The following is a 26,896-nucleotide window of genomic DNA, read 5'->3' as shown; positions in this document are numbered from 1 at the left end:
TTTTTTTACGTGAAGATTAAAGCAATTGAACCGACGCCAAGTCCGAATACAATGAAAGTTATTTTGAATGAAGTATTACCATCAGGAGCACGTAATAATTATACAAATGAAAATGCAGCGCAAGCACCAGTGCAAGTGCAAGAAATTTTGAAAATTGAAGGTATTAAAGGTGTGTATCATGTAGCAGACTTTTTAGCAGTAGAGCGAAATGCGAAGTATGACTGGAAAGTTTTATTACAACAAGTTCGTGCCGTTTTCGGTGAAGAAATAGTGGAAGAAAGTGAAGACCAGCAACTTTCTCATTTTGGAGAAGTGAAAGTGTTTGTTCAAATGTTCTTTACTATTCCGATGCAAGTGAAGTTAACAGATGGAACGACAGAAGAGCGTGTTGGCTTACCTGATCGTTTTAAAGAATCAATTATGAAAGTGCAAATGTCTGCACCTAACGTTGTGAAAGAGCGCAAATGGATAGAGCAAAGTACACGTTACGGTAATTTTGAAGAAATCGGGAAAGAAGTAGTAGAAGAAATTGTTGCTGCTTATTCAGAAGAACGTGTAAATCAAACGGTTAAAGAATTATTAGATCAAGCAGGTGCTGTTGAAGTAACGATTCAAAAGCGTGAGCCATATAAAGTAACAGAAGAGATGATGGAGGATTCTGACTGGAAAAAACGTTTTGCAGCTTTAGAACAAATGGATCCTACTGAAGAAGATATTCCAGTGTTGAAAATAGCGTTAGATGATGAGAAAGTATCTATCCGCCGCTTAGCAACAGCATATTTAGGTATGGTAAAAGGTGATGAAGTATTACCGCTATTATATAAAGCGTTATTAGATCGTTCTGTAAGTGTTCGCCGTACAGCAGGGGATTGCTTATCAGACGTAGGTGACCCAGCAGCGACGTTCGTTATGATTAAATCTCTGAAAGATTCAAGTAAATTAGTACGCTGGCGTGCAGCAATGTTTTTATTTGAACTTGGTGATGAAAGTGCAATTCCGGCACTAAAAGCAGCGCAAGATGATCCAGAGTTTGAAGTAGCGATGCAAGCGCGTTTAGCTTTAGAACGTATTGAAGGCGGCGAAGAAGCAAAAGGTTCTGTATGGAAGCAAATGACGGAGTCTCGTAAAGGAGAATAATTTATGATTGTTTTCTATGATAGTTGGTGTCCGATGTGCACGGCAGTGGCAGAACGTACGAAAAAAGTAGATAAAAAAGACAAGATGAAATTTGTTTCATTTCGAGATAAAGATGTAGTGGATCAATACGAACTTTCTGAAGAATTACAGAGGAAGATGGAACAAAGACTGTATATATTAAAAAACAATAAATGGTACGATGGCATTCATAGTATATACGTATTAGCGATGGCTGTCCCATCTTATTGGTTTGCAGTTCCTTTCATTAAGCTATCGATAGCTCTTGGATTTGGAAGTAAAGTATATGATTATATTGCTAATAATAGAAAACTTGTCCCCGTTGGTCATTGCTGTGAAGGGGTTTGTGAAATCCCTGTAAAAAAATAAAGACATCGCTATCTTTCTTTTGCACCTATTAATAGAGCGTGATATGATGAATTTGGAATGAAAGTTGAAGGAGAGATTACAAGATGTCAAATGCATATGAAGAATACATGCGTCAAATGGTAATTCCAATGCGCCAAGAGTTAGTGCGTTCTGGATTTGAAGAGCTAACTACAGAAGAAGCTGTAACAGAATTTATGGAGAATGCATCAGGTACAACTTTAGTAGTTGTAAACTCTGTTTGTGGTTGTGCAGCTGGTTTAGCACGCCCATCAGCAGGTCAAGCAGTTGTACGTGCTGAAAAACAACCTGATCATCTTGTAACTGTATTTGCAGGTCAAGATAAAGATGCTACTGCGAAAATGCGTGAATACTTCGGAGAAATTCCTCCATCTTCACCATCTATGGCATTACTAAAAGGAAAAGAAGTTGTTCACTTCATTCACCGTCATGAAATTGAAGGCGCAACAATGGACGAAATTATTATAAACTTAGAACAAGCTTTCGAAAAGAATTGCTAAAGAAGGGGGAGAGTAAATCTCCCTCTTTTCTTTATATAGAGGTGAAACAATGATAGTAACAACAGCAGGAAGAACAAATAAAGAAATGACAGCATATGCAAAAAAAGTAGCAGAAGAATTAAATAGCGCTTTCGTTATTCGTAATGATATACCTGTGTACAAACTGCATGAGCAGTATGAACAAGATGTACTTGTCGTAGGGAAAAACAGATTAGCGATATATCCAAAAGGTACGGGAGAGTCTTTTTTCTTTCACCCTAATTCAGCGATGTTTCGTGTGAAAAGGTTAATGCGAGGAGAGCATGATCCGTTTGTACAAGCTGCAAAGTTAGAGAGTGGAATGACAGTGTTAGATTGTACGCTCGGTATGGCATCAGATAGCATTGTAGCAAGTTATGTCGTTGGTGAGAACGGAAAAGTAACAGGGCTTGAAGGTAATGAATATATGGCTTACATCATGGAGAACGGTTTGCAAACATGGTCTTCATTAGTTGAAGAAATTGATGAGGCAATGCAAAGAATCGATGTAAAGCAAACGGAGCATTTCGCATTTTTAAAACAATGTGAAGATAATAGTTATGACGTCGTATATATTGATCCGATGTTCGAAGAAACTGTCATCGAATCAGATGGAATTAGAGGATTAAAACACTTCGCTTTGTATCATGATATTACTGACGAAACAATTGCGGAAGCGAAGCGTGTGGCGAGAAAACGTGTCGTTCTGAAAGATCATTTCCGTAGTTCTAGATTTGAAAAACACAATTTTCATGTATACAAAAGAAAAAGTGCAAAGTTTCATTTTGGTGTAATTGACCCTTGCTAATTGTTTGAAAAGATGTATAATAAGCAATAATTAATTAAATATACTGTCTGTGATGAAGAGAGTAATCTTTTTCAGAAGGAAAGCGAGCTAGGGATGGTGGGAGCCTGGTGCGGAGAAAAAGATGAAGCGCACTTCGGAGATGCTTCTTGAACGAATAGTAGAGTAAGCCGGGGCCCCCTGTCCTCGTTACAAACGGGAAAGTGGTTCGAAATGAACAACAAGGGTGGTACCACGGGTTAAAACTCGTCTCTTTTTTAGAGACGAGTTTTTTGTGTTTTAAAAAATAAGGAGGTTGTAGTATGGAGTATAAAACGCAGTTTGCGAAAAGCCTATCAAGTATTATTACGAATGCATTAACGCAAAATCAAATTTTAGACTTAATTGAAACGCCAAAGCAAGATGAATTCGGAGATGCAGCGTTCCCGTGTTTTTCACTTGCGAAGCAATATAAGAAAGCACCGGCTATTATTGCAAAGGAGATCGCAGAGAAATTAAATGATCCGTTCTTAACGAAAGTAGAGGCTGTTGGTCCTTATGTAAACGTATTTTTTAATCGTCAAACAGTAAGCGATGAGGTATTAAAAACGATTTTAGCAGAAAAAGAAGAATACGGCCAAAATCATTTTGGACATGAAAAAACGGTAGTTATCGATTACTCCTCACCAAATATTGCGAAGCCTTTTTCAATGGGGCATTTACGTTCTACAATGATCGGTAACTCGTTAAAGCATATCGCCGAAAAATGTGGATATGAAGTTGTAGGAATTAATTATATTGGAGATTGGGGAACGCAGTTTGGAAAGTTAATTACTGCATATAAAAAATGGGGCAATGAAGCAGTTGTTAAAGAAGATCCAATTCGCGAATTATTTAAGCTATATGTTCAGTTTCATGAAGAAGTAAAAGAGAGCCCAGAACTAGAAGAAGAAGGACGTGCGTGGTTTAAAAAATTAGAAGAAGGTGATGAAGAAGCAGTCGAACTTTGGAATTGGTTCCGTCACGAGTCTTTAAAGGAGTTCTCTCGTATTTATGAACTTCTCGGTGTGGAATTTACAAATTTTCAGGGAGAAGCTTTTTATAACGATAAGATGGAAGACTTCGTTGGGATTTTAGAGGAACACAATTTACTTGAAGAATCAGAAGGCGCATTAGTCGTTAATTTAGAAGAAGAAGGTATGCCGCCTTGCTTAATTAGAAAATCTGATGGTGCGACTATTTATGCAACACGTGACTTAACGGCAGCTTTATATCGTCAAAACACATATGGATTTGATAAAGCGCTATATGTTGTAGGCCCAGAACAAAGTTTGCATTTCAATCAATTTTTCACTGTATTAAAAAAACTGGGCTACAACTGGGTTGATGGTATGGAGCATATACCGTTCGGATTCATTTTAAAAGACGGTAAGAAAATGTCCACACGTAAGGGCAGAATTATATTACTAGAAGAAGTACTTGAAGAAGCAGTTGCGCTTGCCAAACAAAATATTGAAGAGAAAAACCCTAATTTAAAACAAAAAGAAGAAGTAGCAAAACAAGTCGGTGTTGGAGCGGTCATCTTCCACGATTTAAAAAATGAGCGTATGCATAATATCGAATTCTCATTAGAAAATATGTTGAAATTTGAAGGAGAAACAGGACCGTACGTACAATACACACACGCGCGTGCTTGTTCGATTTTAAGAAAAGAAAATGTGGAATTTGAAATGTGTAATTTTGAATTAAAAGACGATTACAGCTGGAGTGTAGTAAAATTACTCAACAAATTCCCGGAAGTAATTGAAGCAGCCTTCAACAAAAATGAGCCATCCGTTATTTCAAAATACGTATTAGATGTGGCACAAGCGTTCAATAAATATTATGGAAATGTTCGTATTTTAGAAGAGAGCGAAGAAAAAGACAGCAGACTCGCATTAGTTTATGCTGTGACGGTTGTATTAAAAGAAGGCTTACGTTTACTTGGTGTTGGGGCTCCTGAGGAGATGTAAAATAAAAATGTGTTTATGTGCAGTGACAAATATTCACAGTACCTTAGTAATGAACTGCAGATCAAATTAAAGCTAAATATAGTAATAAAAAGACAAATCGGGCGACCATTAACCTGATTTGTCTTTTTGTATTTTCTTGAATAAAACTCTTAACTATAAGGAGTTATATGCTACGAAGTGTAAGAACTCTATAATTTTGTTGTGAAATCAATTAAAATATTTTTAGAGAGGATGGTTCGTATTGATTCGAGGTTCCATTTTACATATTCCTTGTCATAGAATACCGGAAAGGAGTTTCCTTAAACTACAAAAATACATACCTTTATGTGCACGATGCACAGGTATGCTTATTGGTTTCTGTATGTTCCCAATTTACTTTTTAATAACGCCTTCGTTTAGTCTCTCATTAATGCTATCCTTTTTTGCTCAAATTCCATTATTAATCGATGGATTCACCCAAAAGTGGAGATTGCGAAGCAGTACAAATTTGCTAAGAGTAACTACCGGCTTATTAAGCGGTAATGGTATGGGACTATTTATTGCATCTAATATTATATGGATTCTTTCATAATCCATATAAAAATGGAGGTAGCTACTTATATGTTTTGGATTTACATAATTCTAATTTTTATATCAGGAGGAAGTGGAATTGGTTTTATCATTTATGAAAAATATATAGAAGCAACAATAGCTTTTGTTATTTGCTTATTATTTATGATACTACTATATTTTTATCTAAAAAGAAGCAAAAAAAAGAGAAATTTAGATTGTGACGTAATAGATTGTACCGATTGCTCAGATTGTGATTGTACTAACTAAACTTCTATTTATTTCGATATTTTTATAAAAAGGATTATATATCGTTTCAGGTATGTAATCTTTTTTGTTTTTCTCAAAATTAGTTTGTCAAATAGGTGGAGAGTAAAGAACATGTACAATTTAACGCTTTAATTAGAACTAAACATCTCTAAAATTTTTAGAAACATAGGAATACATATATTAAATGGAGAACTATAGTTTTGTAAATAATAGGGGGTGCTAGACTTGGAAGAGTATGATTGGAATAGTAAGTTAGCGTATTTAAGAAATACGAGAGATTTATATTATAACGATGATTATTTAAGCTTTCTAGTTAATTCAGTTTGGAAGATTTCTGAGCCAGTACATATTGTTGATTATGGTTGTGGATATGGTTATATAGGTTTGGCCTTGTTGCCTTTACTTCCAGTTGGATCAAAGTATACAGGGATTGATAGAGGGGAAACGTTAATAGCTGAAGCGAGAGAGTTGTTTCGTGCACTCCCATATGAAACAGAATTTATTGAGGGGGATGCTACAGAAAATGAATTAAAAAATAAATACGATATAGCGGTCTGTCATGCTTTCTTATTACATATGAATTCACCTAAAACGATGTTACAAAAAATGATTAATTCAATTAAGGATGTTGGGAAAATAATATGTTTTGAACCACATTGGATTTCTAATATGTCTTCATATGTACTCGGTGGAGTAAACCAATCGGAAATCATCCAGCTTGGTGTTTTACAGAGGTTATTCGAACGAGACGTGCAAACAAGTGGTAAAGATGGCAACATTGGTATGAAAATACCGATTTATTTAAGTGAATTAGGTGTTAAAAATATTGAATGTAGAGTAAGTGATAAAGTGAATTTTTTAGATTCTAATATAAATCAAAATGATAAACAAGGTTTATATAATTCTCTAAAAGAAGAGGGGATTGCTAGTAATCCAGGTGAAAAACAACCATTTATAGACCGTTTAATGAATCGGGGCTTAACATATGATGAAGCGCTAGCTCAATATGAAGCAGAACTACGATTTTTTGAAACGTGTCATATACACTCTTCTATAGTTTACGCTCCAAGTATGAGGATTACATATGGTGAAATAAGGAGAAGAATCTAATTTTAGAAAAGTAGGGATATAATGAGAATTGCTACTTTGGATATTTGAAAATTCAACATTAACTTAATCACGCGTAGTTCAAAGTGATCATTACGGTGTTTTTGTAGATTTAAAATTTGATAAGTGAAACAAAAGAGAGATTGTCCTACAGGACAATCTCTCTTTAACGTATGAAATAGAAGTATCTATTATTGTCAAAATTTGCAGGTGAATCGATATTCCTTGTCGAATCGCTGATATATTTTAAGAGTCAGTCGATATAATTTAAAAATCGCCGATATAATTTCATTTACTGAAATAAGGTTCTACAAAAAAGGAGACAAAATCCTCTTTTTAAGGTTATACGATATTTCATCAAATTAAACAAAATGCCGAGAGAAATCATCATTTTTAAGATATTTAGTTACAAACTTGAATAATATTAAATAATATCGTTCATTATATGAGGTTTTAGTTGAATGCATACTATATGATGTGTAAAATCTAAGCAAGTAGGTTAGAATACTGCTTGCAAATGGCAGTATAAATAATTATTTGAGGTGAATGCATGCTAGATTTTAAGCAATTAGAAATTTGTTTGAAGGAAAAGAGATTTATAGATGGATTACAGGAGATAAATAATGAAATTGCACATATAAAAGAAACGAATAAATTATCATACGTGAAGAACTGGCTTTCTAACGTTTCATCACCTAAAGAGTTTGATATATTAATTCGCCTTGCTGATGAAGGGTTAATGCATCAATATAGCTCCTTTTTAATTCGTTACACTTATAAAAAGTTCCCAAATATGAGAACGCTCTCTTTGTATTGTGATGAGTTAATTGATGAGCGTAAAATCCTTGATGCAGAACAATTGTTAAAAAATTCTTTGGAAAAGGTAAATGAACAAGAAACTGATGCTGATGTTTTAGCGAAAGCATATTTTACGTTAGTTAGATGTTTGTTAGATATGAAGCGAAATGAAGAGGCATATGCCTATATGCAAAAGGCAGAAAAGTATAGCACACATGCAGTTTTTGATAAATGGGGTTACTTATATATACAGACCGGTGAGTGGGAGAAAGCAGAGGAACAACTTTTAGCTGGACAGCAGCATAAAGATTGTGAAGAGTTAGCTACATATTTACTAGCACAATTATATGCATATAAAGGAGAACAGCAGCGAGCATTACAACTGATTAACGATGCGATTGCAAAGTTTCCACAAATACCATACTTCCATTTTGAAAAGGTGAAATATTTATTAGATTTAGAGCGTTTTGAAGAAATGTTAGCGGTAATAGATAATATGAATCAAATGCTTTCGTATCACGCTTACACAACTTATTTCATACATCTACGTGCAGAAGCATTGTATAAAATGAATGAGATTAAAGAGTTACAAGCACTATTGAAAGTAGAATCGAGTTTGAAAAATTCTTTATATCACCATATAGAAAAAAATCCAGATGGAAAAAAGGTCCGGTTACCGCTAGTTCCAATTGTACAAAAGGATAACTATTGTGTTCCGACGAGTTTGGAAATGATGTTAGGATTATGGGGAGAAAACCGCACGCAAGACGAAATTGCAAAGCATATTTTTGATGTAACAGGTTCCAAGTTTTCAGATACAGTTACGTATTTAGAAGATTTAGGTTACGAGTATCGTTATTTTAAAGGGAATGAAGAGAATTATAAGAAGTTACTTGATCAAGGTATTCCCGTTTTATTAAGTATAGATATTGAGCACGCTTCCCATGTACAAGTACTTTCTGGTTATGACAACGTGTTACAAGCTTTTTATATTCAAGATCCGAATTTCTTAGAACCGATTCTTGTAGAATATGATAAGTTGCAAGAAAAATATCGTTATACAGATTGTTTAGCTATTACGTTTACACCAAAAGATAGAATAGGACAGCTTTCCTTTTTAAGTGTGGAAGAACATAATTATTTTAAATCAATTTTTTCTCTTACAGATCATTTAGGTGAGCAAGATAAAGAGGGAATTGAAAAGTTGATACTATTTTTAAAAGAAACAAGTGAAAATCCAAACACTTGGTTATATACAATTAAACATTTAGATGCTGAAGTAGATAAAGAGTTTATTCAGTTTTGTATAGAAAAGTTAATGGAGAAGTTTCCGAGCTCTGACTTTGTGAAATTGCATAGTGCACAGTGTTTTATTCGCCTGCAAGATATGAAGAAAGCAGGACATATGCTTCAAAGTGTGGAGAAGAAAAACAGTCAAGCGTTATATCATTTTATAAATGGACGTTATTCTTTTGAACAAGATAATTATGCAGAAGCGATTGCTAGTTTTCGTTCATCATTACAATTGGATGGAGACCAACCAGTTGCGTGGAGTTTCTTAGCTTTATCATACATGTATATGGATCAATCTGAAAAGGGGCTAGAGTATTCTCTAATAGCTATAGAACGTAGTCCAGAAAGGTTTACGCTTGTAAATCACGGTTTAATATTAATAGATTTAGAACGATATGAAGAGGCATATGGATTCTTTAATGATTTATTAAAAGAATATAAATATGAAGCGCACATATGGTATGAACGTGCAAGATGTGCTCAGCATTTAGGAAAAGTGTATTTGGCGGTAAAAGGACTTAAAGTGGCGATTCAATTAGATAAAACGGCAGCGTATTTATATACGAAGCTTTCGGAAATCTATGAATCAGATTTGGATGATGGGAATAGTGCGAAGGAAATTTTATTACAAGGAATTCAAAATTGTGAAGATCAGGCGTCTTTATATGTTCGTTTAGGAGATGTTCATTTTCAAAATGATGAACTTGAAGAAGCAGAAACTATTTATAAGCGTTCTTTAGAAGAAAATAATGAAGATGTATATTCTCATTTCGGTTTAATTCAAGTTTATATGGCAAAAGAACAATATGAGGATGCCAAAAACTATCTTGTTAGTATCAATAAGCAATTTGAAGACAATCAAGATTTCCTTATGAATGCTGGCATGGTGCTATGGGATGCTGAAATTGCATTAGGCGGGGATGAAAAAGAATTAAAACTTGCACTTTCTAAATTAGAGAACGGTATACGAAGGGTATACGCTAATATATCCAGTGTGTTAGATGAGTATGTAAGTCGAATAAAAGACACAGCTTTTGTGCAACGAGGTATAGCGTTTTTAAGAACGTTAGAAAAAGAAAAAACGGAAGTAATTGAATACGGTTGTTACGCTGGTGTTTTATATGAATCTATTGGACAGTATGATCAGGCGATAAAACGGTATAATGATGCACTTAAGAAAAAACAGGATTCATTGCCGTATTTCCGTATTGGTGAAACATTCATGGCGCTAGGGCAATTTCAAGAAGCGAAGCATGCATATGAAACATGTTTAGAAATGGATGAGAATTTCATAGGTGTACATTTACAGCTTGCTGAAATATATGAAAAAGAAGAGAATCGTTTCAAAGAACAAAGTCATATGGTACAGGCGATGAAAGAAGAGCCATTGCATATTAATATGGAATATTTGGCGCAGCTTTCTGTAGAAATGAATCTTCAAGAAGAATTGCTAATTGAATTAGAAAAATTAGCGGAAGAAGTTTCTGAAATATGGCGTTTAGATGCGATTGCATACGTGTTTGGTGCGATGAATGACATAGATAAAGAAAAAGAATATATCGAATACGCAATGAAGATAGATGAAGAGCATGTGGAAGTACTATATCATTATGCGAAAGTACTTGTTAAAAAACAGAATGCGGAAGCAATCGAAGTTGCGTTGAAAGTAATGCATAAAGATTTGGAAAGTGAACGTATATTTGGTGTGTACGTAAAAGCAATGGAGCAACATAAAAAATTATCCCAAATAAGAGACGCACTTCATACGTTAAAGGTGAGAAAAGCAGAAAGAAGTACAGCATTTGTTTATGCAGCTACTGCGGTTGCCGAAAGATTAGTAGAAAGGCAGCAAAATGAGCAGCCGAAAAAATCTATATTTACAAGAGCATTTTATCGCATGAAAAATCGTGCGAAGGAAATTTCAATGATTACAGTTATTATTGATTTATTTGAGATTTCCTTAAAGTTAAACCCGAAAAATAGTATGGCAGCACAGCGTTTCGCGATATTTTATGAGAATGCAGCGATGAATAAAGAAGCGATAGAGGTATTACAAACGTCGTTAGAAAATAAGTGGGATTATGATGTAGCGAAGCAACTTGTAAGTCTTTTCATTGAGTGTGAGGAAGAAGGTATGTTACGAGATGCTTTCGAATTAACGAAACAAATGGTTCGAGAGCTACCGGATGATTATGATACGCTTCTTTTACAAGCGAATGTATTATGTAAGACTGGAGAAGAAAGAAAAGCAGAAAAAATTTGCTTACAATTAATTGAGAGAACGCCATTCGTAAGTAGAGGATTCCTTACTTTAGGAGAAATGTACCAAAGTCAAGAGAGGTTTGAGGATGCGATTCATTTATTAGAAGGTGCTACTATACATCATCCAAATGAAACGGCAATTCTTCTTACTTTAGCATCTTCATATCATAGAGCTGGACAAACGATAAAGGCAGAAAAGATAACAAGTGAAATATTAGATATTGATGTTACTAACTTGTTAGCAAGATATGATCATGCTTGTTACTTAGCTGTATTAAGCAGAAATGAAGAGGCAAGAGAAGAACTTGGAATTGTACTTCGTGAAGATGAAACCGGATTTTTTGCTGAACTTGCAGAGGAAGATGAAGATTTATCGGGATTGCGAGAATTTGAAAAATAAATGTATACGAATAGAGAAAAAGGATATAAATAAAAATATATTTTGAATTAGTTGACAATTAATTGTTAAATGGCATAAAATAACTTTTAATAAAGTATACAAATCTGAAGACGAGAAAGAGTAAAATAGTGTGCTGTTCCCCAGAGAGCCGGTGTATTGCTGAAAGCCGGTGTGCAGACGTTATTTGAAAATCATCTCCGAGGAGCCGTGGCTGAATAAAGTAAGCTCGGACGGATGTCTACCGTTACAAAGAACGCGTATGTTAGTACGTTGCTAAGTGCTATTAGTGAAAAGCTAATAGAATTAGGGTGGTAACGCGGGTAAACCCGTCCCTACTTCATAGGGACGGGTTTTTTGTGTGCTTTTAAAAAATTCAAAGGAGTGATTGTAGATGAAGAAAGTAGATGTAAAAGAGTCAGCTGTAGGGAGAGAAACACGTATTCGTAAGCAGTGGAATGAACAAAGTATTTTCGAGCAATCAATTCAGAATCGAGAAGGCGCACAATCTTTTGTGTTTTATGAAGGGCCACCAACAGCGAACGGATTACCACACGTTGGCCATGCACTTGGGCGGGCGATTAAAGATTTAGTAGCGAGATATAAAACGATGGCTGGATATAAAGTATTAAGAAAGGCCGGATGGGATACACATGGATTACCTGTAGAATTAGGCGTTGAAAAACAACTGGGCATTTCAGGTAAACATGAAATCGAAGAATACGGAATTGAACCGTTTATTCAAAAGTGTAAAGAGAGTGTATTCACATATGAGAAGCAGTGGCGTGAATTTACGGAGAGCATTGGATATTGGGTAGATATGGATGATCCGTACGTTACTTTAGAGAATCCATATATCGAAAGTGTGTGGCATATTTTAGGAACAATTCATGAAAAAGGCTTGTTATATAAAGGGCATAGAGTTTCACCATACTGTCCAAGCTGTCAAACATCGCTTAGTTCGCATGAAGTTGCACAAGGATACAAAACGGTTAAAGATTTAAGCGCAACGGTTAAGTTTAAAGTGAAAGATAGTGAAAATGAATATTTCCTTGGATGGACGACAACACCGTGGACGCTCCCAGCGAATGTTGCACTTGCCGTACATCCGAATATGGAATACGTAAAAGCAAAACAAGAAGAATCAGTGTATATTGTTGCTAAAGACCGTGTGCAAGAAGTGCTAAAAGAAGATTATGAAGTAATGTCTGTTCATAAAGGAGAAGAATTATTAAATATTTCATATACAGCACCGTTTCCGATGAAAGAAGTTACAAATGGATACCGTGTTATTGCGGCAGACTTTGTTACTGCAGATAGTGGTACGGGACTCGTTCATATCGCTCCAGCATATGGGGAGGACGATTATAGAGTCGTTCAAAATGAAGGGCTATCATTTTTACATGTTGTAGATGAGAAGGGTGAGTATACAGAAGCAGTACCATTTCTAAAAGGTAAGTTTGTAAAAGAATGTGACGTTGATATTGTCCGTTATTTAGCTAAAGAAGGTTTGTTATATCATAAAGAAAAATATGAACATAGCTACCCACATTGTTGGCGCTGTGATTCGCCGTTACTTTATTATGCAGGAGAAAGTTGGTTAATTCGAACAACTGAGATTAAAGAGACGTTTTTACAAAATAATGATACTGTCACGTGGTATCCAGATCATATGAAGCATGGACGCTTTGGGAAGTTTTTAGAAAATATGGTGGACTGGAATATTAGCCGAAATAGATATTGGGGAACACCGTTAAACGTATGGGAATGTGAAAGCTGCGATCATCAATTCGCACCGAAAAGTATTGCTGAATTAAGAAAGCATAGTACAAAAGAAACACCTGAAGATTTAGAATTGCATAAGCCATATGTGGATGAAGTACAAGTATGCTGTGAGAAATGTGGAAGTACAATGAATCGAACACCAGAAGTAATTGATGTTTGGTTTGATAGTGGTTCCATGCCTTTTGCGCAATATCATTACCCGTTTGAAAATAAAGAGTTGTTTGAAGAACAGTTTCCAGCAGATGTAATTGCAGAGGGAATTGATCAAACACGCGGCTGGTTTTATAGTTTATTAGCAGTATCAGCGCTATATACAGGGAAAGTACCATATAAACGAGTATTATCATTAGGGCATGTATTAGATGAAGAAGGACAGAAAATGTCTAAAAGTAAAGGTAACGCACTTGATCCTGTGGATTTAGTAGAGAAGTTTGGTGCCGACGCACTAAGGTGGGCTTTACTCGTTGACAGTGCTCCGTGGAATGCGAAACGATTTTCTGAAAGAACAGTACAAGAAGCGAAATCTAAATTTGTAGATACGTTAGTCAATGTGTATAGCTTCTATGTTTTATATGCAAATTTAGATGGATATAATCCGAAAGAAAAGTATGAAGTTAAACGTACGAAATTAGATGAATGGGTGTTATCAAGATTGCATAGCACAACGAGAAAGGTAAGAACTGCACTAGATGATTATCAATTTACGAATGCAGCTCGTGAAATTGCTGCGCTCGTAGATGAAGTGAGTAACTGGTATGTAAGACGTTCACGCAATCGTTTTTGGGAGTCAGGAATGAATCCTGAAAAAGCAGCTGCTTATGCAACTCTACATGAAGTACTTGTTACAATTAGTAAACTAATCGCACCATTTACACCGTTTGTAGCTGAGGATATTCATCTAAATTTAGAAGGAAGCAGTGTTCATTTAGCAGATTATCCGGTTGTAAACGAATCACTTATTCAGTCAAAGTTAGAAGCAGAAATGGACGCTGTTTTACATGTTGTTGAACTTGGGAGAAGTAATCGCAATCAACATTCATTGAAAGTAAAACAGCCGTTAGCAGAGCTTGTATTACTTGAGCATAAGGAAAATGATATCGATTGGGAATCTTATCGTGATATCGTAATGGATGAGCTAAATGTTAAAGCGTTCCATGTTGAACTGGATGAAACGAAATACACATCATATCAATTAAAGTTGAATTTTAAAACAGCGGGACCGAAGTTCGGTAAGAATGTGAATGCAGTAAACGGGTGGCTAAAACAATTATCGCAAGAAGAAGTACAGAACTTTGTTTCAACTGAAAGAGCAGCATATCAAGCAGCATCAGGGGAAGAAGTAGTTGTAACGTCTGAAGATGTATTAGTAGAAAAAGTGGCGAAATCAGGATTCTCAAATACGACTAATGGACAGTATACAGTTATGTTAGACACGAATGTAACGGAGGAATTGCTACAAGAAGGAGTGGCTCGTGAATTCATTCGAGCAGTGCAAGAATATCGTAAACAATTGAATTTACCGGTTAACTTACGAGTTGATGTTGTTCTTGATACAGAAGATGAATTGGAGCATACATTAACGAACCATAAAGGGCTATTAGAAGAAAATTTACTCGTAAAACAATTTACGTTTCGTGCATTAACGAAAGAAGATGATGAACTTTCATTAGGTGAGACAAAAGTTCGAATCAAACTGAGCCCAGCTAATTAAATAAAAAGGAAGTTGGAATGAACGATTCCAACTTCCTTTTTGTATGAAGAGAAATTATCCGGCTAATTTTCTCATAATCCATTATTCATTAACATTATTTTTAACCAATTGTTAGGTAAAAAACTGCCTGTTTTTTAATACATTAATTTAAAAAGTATATGGTTAAGGGAATTAATAAAGAAATATATTTCTACATTATTTTTCTCGTTTTACACATAAATATTGAGAAAATTTCACTCACCCTAAATGTAAAGGTAATATATTTGCTCATATAGAATTACTCGTAGATTCACTTTATTTCGTTACTTGTGGACAGTAATAGCCTTATAGGAATGGGGTAAAGGTTTCAATTTATTAGGGGGAGTGGTTTTATGTTAAACAAAAAAATGGTGGCAATGGCAATGACTGTGCCATTAGTAATGGGGACAATTTCTACTGTTTCAGCACTTGAAAAACAACAGGAAGTAAAGTTAGAAGCTTATTCACCACAGAAAAAAGCGATTGAATATTTAAAAGGGAATGCTGATCAGTATGGATTAAAGCCAGACCTTTCAGACTTACAATATATTTCTACAACAGAAACGTCAGTAGCTTCATACGTTAGGTTTCAACAAGTAGTCAATGGTGCTCCTGTATTTTCAAAACAAATAACAGTTACCCTTAATGGAGAGGGAAAAGGAGTGCTGGCAGTTTCTGATTATCAGTCTGTTAAAGGTGTGAAGGAAGTAACGAAAAAGATTAGTGAAAAAGATGCGGAACAAAAATCAATGGCGTATGTTGGAGGAGAAAGTGAGCAAAATCTATGGGCTCCTACAGAGAAAGACTTCGGATATATTATTGAAGATGGAATCGCTATCCCAGTATACAAAGTTGTAGTCCATTCTAATAATCCATTTGGTGCATGGGAAACATTTATTGATGCGGAAAACGGAAAGTTAATTAAAAAGGTTGATATAAACCGAAAAGCAGAAGGAACTGGGAAAGTATTTTTACCTAACCCTGTCGTATCAAGTGGTAGTTTAGCAGGGTTAAAGGATAATAATGATGCAGATTCTACAGCGTTAAATAATCAACTAAAAACAGTTACTTTAAAAGGTCTAGATGGCACAGGATTTTTAATTGGGGAGTATGTCACGATTTCTTCAAAAGCGAAGACGAAATCTACAAATCTACAATTTAACTATACACGTGCAAATGATAGTTTTGAAGATGTTATGTCATATTATCATATCGATACATTACAGCGTTACATTCAAGGATTAGGCTTTAAAAATATTAATAATCGTTCCATTAAAGTGAATGTAAATGGTACAACTGATGATAATTCATTCTATTCTCCATCAACGAAAGCTTTAACTTTCGGTACTGGCGGAGTAGATGATGCAGAGGATGCTGGCATTATCGCACATGAATACGGGCATTCGATTCAAGATAACCAAGTACCTGGCTTCGGAAGTTCAGCAGAAGGCGGAGCGATGGGAGAAGGATTTGGTGATTTCTTAGGCGCAACGTATGAAGATGCGGTTTCAACGACGGGTTACGGAAAAGCATGCATTGGAGAATGGGATGCGACTGCTTACTCTAGTTCAGATCCAACGTGCTTACGCCGATTAGATAATAATAAAGTATATCCAAAAGATATAACAAATGAAGTACACGATGATGGGGAAATTTGGGCTCAAGGTCAATACGAAATGGCACAAGCTTTTGGACGTGATGTAGCAACAAAAATTATTTTACAATCACATTGGTCATTAACACCAAATGCGAAATTCCGTGATGGAGCAAAAGCGATTAAGCAAGCAGATGCTCTTTTATACGGCGGACAACACGCAGCTGAAATTGATCGTATTTGGACGGCGAGAGGAATTAGTACGAATTAATATAAAACGTCGTGGCATTTATAAGCCGCGACGTTTTTGATTTGTTTAAGGACCGGTACTAGAAAATTTATTTATATCGGCGATAATGTAAATATATCAACAAGTTTACTTTGTCGCTTCTTTAAAAACAAAATGCTCTTTAAACTTTCTAGCTTCAACTTTTTGACCGTTTCTCATGGAGCGGAAAGGATGTTCTTGCCACGTAATCATCACGTCGACCTTATCTGCTTTTGTAGCAACAGGGAAATTAGCGTGTTCAAATCCAGTTTTTCCGCTTGCTAGACGACTTTCTTTTAGGGAAAAGAGTTCATATTTTGTTTTCGTATTTGGTTCATTGCGGAAGACTTCAACTTGTACGTTATATACTTCGCTTTTCCCAAGATTTTTTACAGAGAAATGATATGTTTGAAATACACCTTTTTTAGGTTGCAACAATTTTTCACCCGTTTTTTTCACTTTATCAATATTCACTTGCCATTGATTAGAGTTTTGAGAGACTGGTAAAGAGTTTGGGGAATAAGCATACGTTTCATTAACTGCAACTATGCATAACAATAGGAAAAAGAAACTAATCGTTTTTCTCATATGCACACCTCCGCTATAAAATTTATATTAATATGTGTAAAAAAACTTAAAATTATGTAATAAAACGGAAAGGTGATGGTATGATTCAAATTAGTTTGAAAGAACTTGAAGAAGTAGTAGATGGTGAAGGGCTACATGAGTTGTTTTATAAATTAGTTGCAGTGGGAGTGTCAATTGATTCTAAAAAAACTCAAGAGGGAAATTTGTTTGTACCAATTATACGTGTAAAAGATGGGCATGATTACGTACAAGAGGCAATGAGGAATGGAGCAGTTGCGTGCTTATGGAAAAAATCTCACGGTGATCCACCAAAAGGAATACCGATTATATTTGTAGATGACACGCTATTCGCACTGCAACAATTAGCACGATTTTACCGAAATGAACTTAATGTGAAAGTAATCGGAATTACTGGTAGTAATGGAAAGACAACAGTAAAAGATATAATAGGGACGATTTTAAGTACAACTTATAACGTACATAAAACGAAAGGTAATTTAAATAGTCAAATTGGATTGCCGTTAACGATTTTAGAAATGAAACGAGATACGGAGTTTTTAATACTAGAAATGGGAATGAGTGAAGAAGGGCAAATTCGAAAGTTATCAAATATAGCGCAGCCGGATGTAGCGATAATTACAATGATTGGACATTCTCACTTAGAAACGCTTGGATCAAGAGAAGGAATTGCGAATGCTAAATTAGAAATTATAGACGGATTCAAAGAAAAATGTTTATTTTTATATAATGGTGATGAGCCATTACTTTCTCAAAATAATAAAATGCTAGGTATAGAATATAAGTCATTTGGTGAAAAGGATACAAATGATCTTTATCCTACGAATGTACGATTAAATGAATATGGTAGTCATTTCAAATTAAATGAATCAAAAAAAGTACAGTATGACGTCTCTTTGCATGGGAAACATAATATATTAAATGCAATCATCGGAATAGCTATAGGTCAATTTTATAATGTGCCCACAGAGAAAATAAAGCGGGCGTTAAGACAAATAAACATTACAGATATGCGCTTTCAATTTTTATCTGCAAAATCAGGCTTTACGATTATTAATGATGCATGGAATGCGAGTCCATCTTCAATGACAGCAGCAATTGAAACATTAGAGAAGTTAAATACTTATGAGAAAAAAATCATTGTAATTGGGGATATGTTGGAGTTAGGAAATGAAGCTGAGGTATATCATAGAGAAATCGGAAGAATGTTAAGTCCAGAGAAAATTCAATACGTTTTTACGTATGGTAAGCTTTCAATGATGATAGCGGAAGAAGCAAAGAAGAACTATCCTAAAAATCAAGTGCAATCATTTCAAAATAAAGATGAAGTAGCAGCGAAGATTTTAGAAATAATAAATGAAAAGGATATTGTATTATTGAAAGGCTCTCGGGGAATGGCTTTAGAGGAGATTGTGCAAAGATGGATGTGAAAAATCAGAACATATTGAAAAAAAGGCTTGCATTTTATAAAATAAAGAGATAGAATACTCTGTAAATATAAAAAGTGATGATCAGGAAAAGTACATGATGCAAGGGTCTACAGAGAGCAATCGGTTGCTGGGAAGATTGCGATACCGCATGATGGAAAGACACCTGTGAGTGTTGCTTTGAACGTGATAATTAGTAAAAGCAAACGGTACCTACCGTTATCAGGACTAAGATGGTCAGTATGACAATTTGGGTGGTACCGCGGAAAAAATCCGTCCCTATTTATAGGGGCGGATTTTTGTATTCTTTGAAAGGGGGTGAGTGACCGTGGATGATGACGATGACAACAATAATGTAAATAAACATAAAACTACTGGAGGGAAATATAATGGATCAAATAATGAAGCGTTCACTCACGCGAGAATGTACAGAGCGTAGCGGGAAGGTTGTATTACTACAAGGATGGGTAAAAAAGATTCGTCATTTAGGGAATGTTAGTTTTTTATTATTAAGGGACCGTACGGGAGTTATTCAATGTGTATTAGAAAACGAGTTAGCTGGATATAAAGTTGATGTTGAAAGTGTCGTCCAAGTAATTGGTGAAATAGTAGAGACAACAAAAACAGAATTAGGTGTTGAACTACTTGCACATAAAGTAAAAGTATTAAATGGTGCAGAATCACTCCCATTTGAAATAAATAAAAAGAAGCTACAAGTCGGCTTAGATCAACTGTTGAATGAGCGGGTATTATCATTAAGACATGAACGAATCGCGGCGATTTTTAAAGTGAAATCTACACTCGTCCAAAGCTTTAGTGAATTTCTAGTAGAGAACGATTTCACACGTATATTTACTCCGAAAATTGTCTCACAAGGGGCAGAAGGAGGAGCGAATGTTTTTAAGCTTCCATATTTCCAAAGAGAAGCGTATTTAGCTCAATCACCACAGTTTTATAAACAAATGATGGTAGCGGGAGGACTCGAACGTGTTTTTGAAATTGCTCCTGTGTACCGGGCTGAACATCATAACTCTTCACGACATTTAAATGAATATATATCGTTAGACGTAGAGGTTGGGTTTATAAATGATTTTCATGAAGTGATGCAATTAGAAACAGATGTGTTACGCTATATGTTTCAACAAGTAGGAAAAAAATGCGAGAAAGAACTACAACTATTACAAATAACAGTACCTGTCATTGCAGAAATTCCTAAAATCACATTATCAGAAGCACAAGAAATTTTAAAAATTAAGTATCGAAAAGAATCCCCTGTAGGGGATTTAGATACAGAAGGTGAAAAGTTACTAGGGAAATATGTAAAGGAAACATATAATAGTGAATTTGTTTTCATTACGCATTATCCGAAAGAAGCGAGACCAATGTATACGATGCGGAATAAAGAGAATCCATCTATTACTGATTCATTTGACTTATTATATAAAGGATTAGAAATAACATCAGGGGCACAGAGAATTCATCATTATGATATGTTACTTGCTTCTTTTAAAGAAAAAGGATTGCATCCAGAGCAATTCCAATCTTATTTAAATACGTTTCGATACGGATGTCCACCGCATGGCGGATTTGGGATTGGATTAGAAAGAGTTGTATATAAATTTTTAGAGTTAACAAATGTACGGGAGGCAAGTGCTTTTCCGAGGGACTGTACTCGTCTTATACCATAACATTAGACCCCTTCTATTAATATAGGAGGGTTTTTTATGTATTTCAACATAAGGTAAAGGGAATCACAATGAAATTTTTTGTGTGAAAATATGTAAATTATACCGGGAAAATTTTATAATGAATTGAGAAAAAGAAAATTCATAAGTTATAATAAAATGTGAATATAAAAACAGTTCGTATAATAATGTATGGAAGGATATGAAACATGTTATATCAAACACAAGCAACGCAACAAACACCAGCATATATAATTTATCTTCTTGATGTAAGCGCATCAATGAATCAAATGATGGATGCAGGCGGAGAAGAAAAAAGAAGAATTGACATTGTAACGGATGCTCTTTCTTTAGCAATTCGTCAAATGGTATTTCGTTCAACTAAAGGTAGTCGATTGCTCCCGAGATATAAATTGTCTATTTTAGCTTATAGTGATCATGTTTTTGATCTATTGGGTGGTGTGAAAACAATCGACGAAGTAGCAAGACTGCGTCCACTAGAAAAAATCCAAACGCATCGCTTAACTGATACAGCAAAAGCTTTCTCTGTAGTGGAGAAGTTATTACAAAAAGAACTATCAAATTTACAAGATGGACCAGCTCCTGTTGTCTGTCATATGACAGACGGTGCTTCAACTGGTGAAGATCCAGAATTAATTGTACGAAGAATTATGGATATGTCCGTACCTGATGGGAATGTACTAATTGAAAATATTTTTATTTCGGATGAAATTATGCAAGAGCAAATTACTAGTATAAAGAAATGGCAAGGTATTATGCCAAATACAGAAATTGCGGATGAGTACGGAGCAAAGTTGCAACGACTTTCATCACCTATCCCTCAAAGCTACCGTGAGATGATGACTGAGCATGGTTTTCATATTGCGGATGGTGCGGTGATGATGTTTCCTGGCACAAATGCGGATTTAGTATCACTTGGGTTTCAAATGTCCGCTGCAACGCCGGTTCGATAGGAGGGATGAATAAAGTGAAATATATCCTGTCGCAAGAAAAAGAAACTGTATTACAAGAGAAGAAAAGTGAACATTTTACATATCGATATAGTTACGTAAGAGCTAAAGAAACACAGGACTTAAATGAAAGTGGACAAGACTTCATTGCATTTCAAGATACTGGAACTCGTTTCATATTTGTATTATGTGATGGAGTAGGAATGTCTTTTCATGGCGAAATCGCTGCGAAATTTCTTGGTATGAAATTATTAAATTTATTTGAAACATTTCAGGAAAAAGAACAGGATATTTCTCTCCTATTAAATGAAGAGTTGGAAAAGTGGAAAGAAGAAGGGGCAGAGGAAGTGAGGGCATTTCAATTGCCGGAAGAAACACCATGGTTACTTCGCGATGTATTGGAAGAAAAGAGGAGGAAAGGTAGTGAAGCTATGTTCATTGCTGGGAAAATAGAGCTCATTCCAAATCAAGACGAAGTACAGGTAATGATAGTTACACATGGTGATTCATTTGTACAATTGTTTCAAGAGCAGAAGGGTTGCTTGAATGTAATGAAGTTTGAGAGAAATATAGAGAAAAGATGGTCTACACATCGTGGCATTATTGGTAGCAAGTTGGAGGTTTTTTCAAAGACATTATCCAGAGAAAAAGTAAATCGGATTGTTATTCATTCAGACGGGATTAGGTCGCTTATGCAGTATAACTTTGAGGAAGTCTTAAAAGAAATCGGGAGGACGCAGTGCTCACCGACAAGCGATGATATTTCATTCTTAGATATTTCTTGGTAACAACTCGATGGAAAAAGGTGAATAAAAGTGGAAGAGATTATTGTGACGTACATAAAACAATCAAATGAAGAAATAGATATTGCGATTCCTAATGATGTAAAAGCAGTACAAATTATTGAAGCAATTTTACATCACGAAAAAATAGATGAAACATTAAGTGAAATTTATGGAATTAGAGTGACAAAGGATAAAGAAGAGTGGCATTCTATTCGGAATGATGAAACTTTGAGGGATAATGATGTTTGGGATGGACAATATGTAATGTTACATAAAAAAGGAGCAATTATTCCTTCTTTTGAAATGTTACCAGCAGAAGATGTTCCTAACGAGCCTAGTAAATCAGATATGTTTTCAAATGAAGAAGATTATGTATGGAAAATCATTGAATAATAGTTTTTGAGTGTGGAAGGAGAAATGCTTTGTGCGAAAATCACCATATTTTCAGCGCTCTCCGCGTGTGAAAGTAGATATACCAACAGGGGATGTTATTATTCATGATCCGCCGAATATACCAGAAGAACCTAAATTTTCTATTGAAACAATGCTATTACCAGCGATGATGACAATTTTAACATTGATATTGTATTTTGTGATGATGAAATTTATGAAGATGAATGCAAGTTATATGCCACTTATGATGGTTTCGAGCATTCCAATGCTAGGATCGTATGTAATTACAACGATGGGGCATTTCCGTAAAAAGAAAGAACATAGACAAACGGTGGAGCAGTTACAACAAAGATATTTGGAGCAAATTCAAAAGCACCGAGTGGAGTTAGATACGTTAAAGGTTGAACAAGCGAAATATTTAATAACACAAAATCCAAGTCCACTAAAGAGTGTACAAAGAATTGAAAATCGAGAAAGTAATTTATGGGAGCGAACACCTGAAAGCCCAGACTTTTTAGATATCCGTATTGGAACAGGTGAGAGACCATTCTATGTTGAATTGAAAGTGCCTGAACAGCAAGGTTATGAGGAAAATCCATTAATCACAGAAGCACAAAATGTGAAAAGGGATTTTACTACAATCCCTAATGGGCATATTTCAATATCATTGAAAAAAAATGATGTAATAGGTGTGGTTGGCAATAAAGAAGATCGATTGAACTTCACTCGAATTGTAACGACGCAAATTATGACGCATCACGCTCCAAATGAAGTGAAAATAGCATCCTTCTATCATGAGAAGGAGAAAAAAGAATGGGATTGGATGAGGTGGCTTCCTCATGTATGGGATGAGCAGAGAAGCATGCGTTTTTTATCTGAAAATCAACAAGAAGCACAGAAATTGGCGGAAGCATTGTTTACGCCCCTTAACATGCGTAGAATTTTTAATTCTTCTGCACAAGCGGATGCAAAAGTACCTCTAATCCCAATGTATGTCTTTTTCTTATCGGCGAGAGAGTTTTTAGAGGATGATCCTCTAATTCCAATGTTACTTAGAGAAGGGGAAAGTGTAGGAGCATCTACATTTATATTTGCAGAACAGAAAGAACGGTTACCGATGGAATGTGATCTTGTTATTAGCTTAAACGGAGAAAATGGTGAGTTAGTAGAAACATTTTCAAGCTCAGCTGAAAATAGCGGGACAACGCGTGCTAGTTTTAAAGTAGATCGACTTTCATTCGAACGATGCGAATTAGGTGCGCGAAGTATTGCTCCTATTCGAATGAAAAGTTCTACAGCGGCTAACATACCGAAAGTATTAACTTTTTTAGATTTGTTCCAAGTGAAAAAAATGGAAGAGTTACAAGTGCTAGAGAGATGGGATAAAAATCGATATCCAACTTCATTGCCGGTTCCAATCGGTGTAAGAGAAGGAAGTAAACCTGTGTTTCTAAATATTCACGATAAAATTGAGAAGAAAGGACATGGTCCGCATGGGTTAATGGCTGGTACAACAGGTTCAGGGAAAAGTGAAGTGATTCAGTCTATTATAGCCGCGTTAGCGGCTACCTATCATCCTCATGAGATGGCATTTATGCTTATCGATTATAAGGGTGGCGGAATGTCAAACACATTTGCAGGATTACCACATATTATCGCATCTATTACAAACTTAGAAGATCCGAACTTAATTGAGCGTGCAAGGATTTCATTAAAGGCGGAATTAGAGAGAAGACAAAAATTGTTTATTCAGGCTGGGAATGTTCAACATTTAGATGAATATTATGAAACAAGCTGGCGTGAAACAGAACCTTTGCCACATTTATTTATTGTCATTGATGAGTTTGCTCAAATGAAAAAGGAACAACCAGAATTTATGGACGAGCTAATTAGTGTTGCTGCAATAGGAAGGACATTAGGAGTTCACTTATTATTAGCAACACAAAAACCTTCAGGGGTTGTAAATGATAAGATTTGGAGTAACTCACGTTTTCGAATTTGTTTACGTGTACAAGATGACGCCGATAGTCGTGAAATGTTAAAAATTCCAGATGCCTCTAAAATTAATGTACCGGGAAGAGGTTATTTACAGGTTGGAAGTAATGAAATATTAGAATTGTTCCAATCTGCATGGAGTGGAGCACCTTATAATCCAGATGAAGAGAAAGTTCTTGATGTTGTTGATTTTACAGAAGTTAAGCTTTCGGGTGAAAGAATAAAAGTGAAAAAGCGTCCAAAACCAATGACAAATAGTCCAAAGCAATTACAAGCTTTTATTCACTATATACAGAACGTATCGGAGAAAGAAAATATTAAAGCATTGCCAGGGCCTTGGTTGGCACCTTTACCAGAAAAATTATTATTAAAAGAGTTTTATGAAATGGAAAATTGGACCACTGATGTGTGGAATAAGGAGAAAGAAGATTTACAAATTACGGTTGGATTAATTGATGATGTCGGAAATCAAGCGCAGTATCCTTTAAAACTCGATTTACAAGAAGGCCATTTAAATATATATGGTATGCCAGGAACAGGAAAAACAACGATGTTACAAACAATTATTATGTCCCTAGCAGTATCTCATACACCAGCTGAAGTGAATTTTTATATTATTGATTTTGGACGTATGTTTTTAGATTTTAGAGATTTACCTCATGTAGGCGGGATTGTACAAGAGGACGAACATGAAAAAATAAAACGTCTGTTTGGTTTTTTGAAGAAAGAAATTACAGAAAGAAAAGAGAGTTTTTCTAACATCGGTGCAAAGTCATTTTCTATGTATAATCGAATGGTCGGAAAGAAAGTTCCTGCTATTGTTGTAATGGTAGATGGTTATATAAGATTTAAAAATGAATTCGAAAAAGAGAATGAAGTATTAGAAATGTTATTACGCGAATCAAGCACATACGGCGTGTACTTCTATTTCTCGCTTAATCAAACAATTGATATGTTTGATCGTGTTCGTAATAATATACCGATGGCAATTACATTTGAATTGCAAGATAGAACAGAATATCATAGTTTAGTTGGTAGACCTAATTTCCCGTTAATTGAAGTTCCTGCTGGTCGTGGATTAATGAAAGGACAACCGCCTGAATTGTTTCAAGCAGCATTGCCGTTTATTGGTGAAAGTGAATTAGAATATTCACAGCAATTAAAAACGATTATTCAAAAAATGAGCAGTGAATGGAATGGTGAAAAAGCAAAAGAGATTCCAATGGTTCCTAAAGAAATATTTGTAGAAGATTTAGTTGAGCGATTAGAACCAGCTCAAATTTCTGCAGGAGTTGAAACAGCCGATATTCGTTTACAAAGTTTTTCATTGGACGAAATGAATCATATATTTATCGGTGGAAGAATAGAAGGTGGGAAAACATCATTATTACAAACACTTCTGTTCTCTACTGCTTATCAATATTCTCCGGATGAAGTGGAATTATACTTAGTAGATTTTGGTGAAAGACCTACAGGTATTTTAGCTCTTGGAGATTTGCCTCATGTAGAGAAGAAGCTTACAGACGGTATACAATTAAAAGAAATGTTAGATGATTTGCTAGAATTAATAAATAATAGAAAAGTAGTTATGCCATCTTTAGATTCAAAAGAAGAAGTGGAAATGCCATATAAGAAAATAATCATTGCAATTGATGATATTGATCAAATGTTAGCGATATTATCTAACGACTTTGATTCAAAAAATAAAATGGAGCAAATAGTTCAAAATTGTAAAAATAAAGGGGTTCATTTTGTTGTGGCCGCTACAACGTCTAGTGTAAATAGCTATTCTCATGAAAAGTGGTTTACAGAAATTAGAAAGAGAAGTTTTGGTTATTTATTAGGAACGACTCAAAATAGTGATGTCTATTTCTTTAATATAAAGCTTCCACATACTGAGATGGATCAAGAATTATCAAGCGGGGATGGATATTGTATACGTAGAAATCCAATGAAAATAAAATGTGCACATACACCACCACATTTACTTCACAAAATGACAAATAAAATTATTGTGAAATGGTCAGAATTAAAGGTTAAATAATATTAAAAAAGGGTTAAATTACAAGAAAATAGAATTTTTTTGAAATTTAACCCTTTAAAAATTGTATGAATATAGTTTATAA

Annotated in this window: 18 protein-coding genes and 3 other annotated features; of the genes, 17 read left to right on the top strand and 1 reads right to left on the bottom strand. The window is 35.0% G+C overall.

Going from position 1 to position 26,896, the window contains the following annotated elements:
* The first annotated feature begins 9 nt into the window (after positions 1-9).
* The 11 genes from ACTFQM_RS04590 (at position 10) to ACTFQM_RS04540 (ending at position 16,911) form a co-directional block, all read left to right on the top strand.
* Positions 10-1,137, top strand: coding sequence for a conserved virulence factor C family protein (locus tag ACTFQM_RS04590; protein WP_440033591.1), 1,128 nt, complete (start codon positions 10-12; stop codon positions 1,135-1,137).
* Between the two features lie 3 nt (positions 1,138-1,140).
* Complete coding sequence (locus ACTFQM_RS04585) at positions 1,141-1,524, top strand: DCC1-like thiol-disulfide oxidoreductase family protein (RefSeq protein ID WP_440033590.1); 384 nt, start codon at positions 1,141-1,143, stop codon at positions 1,522-1,524.
* An 83-nt stretch (positions 1,525-1,607) separates the two neighbouring features.
* Positions 1,608-2,042 carry a BrxA/BrxB family bacilliredoxin gene (locus ACTFQM_RS04580; protein WP_440033589.1) on the top strand — a complete coding sequence of 145 codons (435 nt, stop codon included), beginning with the start codon at positions 1,608-1,610 and terminating at the stop codon, positions 2,040-2,042.
* 49 nt (positions 2,043-2,091) lie between these two features.
* Positions 2,092-2,868 carry a class I SAM-dependent methyltransferase gene (locus ACTFQM_RS04575; RefSeq protein WP_440033588.1) on the top strand — a complete coding sequence of 259 codons (777 nt, stop codon included), beginning with the start codon at positions 2,092-2,094 and terminating at the stop codon, positions 2,866-2,868.
* A 40-nt stretch (positions 2,869-2,908) separates the two neighbouring features.
* Positions 2,909-3,122: a binding site (T-box leader), on the top strand.
* Between the two features lie 45 nt (positions 3,123-3,167).
* Positions 3,168-4,856, top strand: a complete 1,689-nt coding sequence (gene argS / locus ACTFQM_RS04570) for an arginine--tRNA ligase (RefSeq protein WP_440033587.1) — start codon at positions 3,168-3,170, stop codon at positions 4,854-4,856.
* A gap of 241 nt (positions 4,857-5,097) precedes the next feature.
* Positions 5,098-5,427, top strand: coding sequence for a DUF2085 domain-containing protein (locus ACTFQM_RS04565; RefSeq protein WP_440033586.1), 330 nt, complete (start codon positions 5,098-5,100; stop codon positions 5,425-5,427).
* Between the two features lie 29 nt (positions 5,428-5,456).
* The gene (locus ACTFQM_RS04560; RefSeq protein WP_440033585.1) at positions 5,457-5,675 is read left to right on the top strand and encodes a hypothetical protein; all 219 of its coding nucleotides are present in this window, start codon (positions 5,457-5,459) and stop codon (positions 5,673-5,675) included.
* Between the two features lie 225 nt (positions 5,676-5,900).
* Positions 5,901-6,785, top strand: a complete 885-nt coding sequence (locus ACTFQM_RS04555) for a class I SAM-dependent methyltransferase (RefSeq protein ID WP_440033584.1) — start codon at positions 5,901-5,903, stop codon at positions 6,783-6,785.
* A 547-nt stretch (positions 6,786-7,332) separates the two neighbouring features.
* Positions 7,333-11,535: a tetratricopeptide repeat protein gene (locus ACTFQM_RS04550; protein WP_440033583.1), complete on the top strand. Its 4,203-nt coding sequence runs from the start codon at positions 7,333-7,335 to the stop codon at positions 11,533-11,535.
* 98 nt (positions 11,536-11,633) lie between these two features.
* Positions 11,634-11,872, top strand: a binding site (T-box leader).
* A gap of 54 nt (positions 11,873-11,926) precedes the next feature.
* On the top strand, positions 11,927-15,028 hold the full coding sequence (ileS, locus tag ACTFQM_RS04545; RefSeq protein ID WP_440033582.1) for an isoleucine--tRNA ligase: 3,102 nt from the start codon (positions 11,927-11,929) through the stop codon (positions 15,026-15,028).
* A 371-nt stretch (positions 15,029-15,399) separates the two neighbouring features.
* Positions 15,400-16,911: a M36 family metallopeptidase gene (locus tag ACTFQM_RS04540; protein WP_440033581.1), complete on the top strand. Its 1,512-nt coding sequence runs from the start codon at positions 15,400-15,402 to the stop codon at positions 16,909-16,911.
* A gap of 105 nt (positions 16,912-17,016) precedes the next feature.
* Here the strand turns inward: ACTFQM_RS04540 and ACTFQM_RS04535 are convergent, their stop codons facing one another.
* Positions 17,017-17,496, bottom strand: coding sequence for a hypothetical protein (locus ACTFQM_RS04535; RefSeq protein WP_440033580.1), 480 nt, complete (start codon positions 17,494-17,496; stop codon positions 17,017-17,019).
* Between the two features lie 80 nt (positions 17,497-17,576).
* On the opposite strand from ACTFQM_RS04535, the gene ACTFQM_RS04530 reads away from it, so the two are divergent.
* The 6 genes from ACTFQM_RS04530 (at position 17,577) to essC (ending at position 26,814) form a co-directional block, all read left to right on the top strand.
* The gene (locus tag ACTFQM_RS04530; RefSeq protein ID WP_440033579.1) at positions 17,577-18,944 is read left to right on the top strand and encodes a UDP-N-acetylmuramoyl-tripeptide--D-alanyl-D-alanine ligase; all 1,368 of its coding nucleotides are present in this window, start codon (positions 17,577-17,579) and stop codon (positions 18,942-18,944) included.
* Positions 18,945-19,012: 68 nt separating this feature from the next.
* Positions 19,013-19,225, top strand: a binding site (T-box leader).
* 105 nt (positions 19,226-19,330) lie between these two features.
* Entirely contained in the window at positions 19,331-20,629 is a 1,299-nt protein-coding gene (gene aspS / locus ACTFQM_RS04525; protein ID WP_440033578.1) for an aspartate--tRNA(Asn) ligase, read from the top strand.
* Between the two features lie 206 nt (positions 20,630-20,835).
* Positions 20,836-21,600: a vWA domain-containing protein gene (locus ACTFQM_RS04520; RefSeq protein ID WP_440033577.1), complete on the top strand. Its 765-nt coding sequence runs from the start codon at positions 20,836-20,838 to the stop codon at positions 21,598-21,600.
* 14 nt (positions 21,601-21,614) lie between these two features.
* The gene (locus ACTFQM_RS04515; protein WP_440033576.1) at positions 21,615-22,385 is read left to right on the top strand and encodes a hypothetical protein; all 771 of its coding nucleotides are present in this window, start codon (positions 21,615-21,617) and stop codon (positions 22,383-22,385) included.
* A 27-nt stretch (positions 22,386-22,412) separates the two neighbouring features.
* Entirely contained in the window at positions 22,413-22,775 is a 363-nt protein-coding gene (locus tag ACTFQM_RS04510; RefSeq protein ID WP_440033575.1) for a hypothetical protein, read from the top strand.
* Positions 22,776-22,806: 31 nt separating this feature from the next.
* Complete coding sequence (gene essC, locus ACTFQM_RS04505; protein WP_440033574.1) at positions 22,807-26,814, top strand: type VII secretion protein EssC; 4,008 nt, start codon at positions 22,807-22,809, stop codon at positions 26,812-26,814.
* The last annotated feature ends 82 nt before the right edge of the window (positions 26,815-26,896 follow it).

This window comes from Bacillus cereus group sp. MYBK30-2 (genome assembly GCF_051915945.1).
Lineage (GTDB): Bacteria > Bacillota > Bacilli > Bacillales > Bacillaceae_G > Bacillus_A > Bacillus_A paramycoides.
This window is presented reverse-complemented; position numbering and strand designations above follow the sequence as displayed.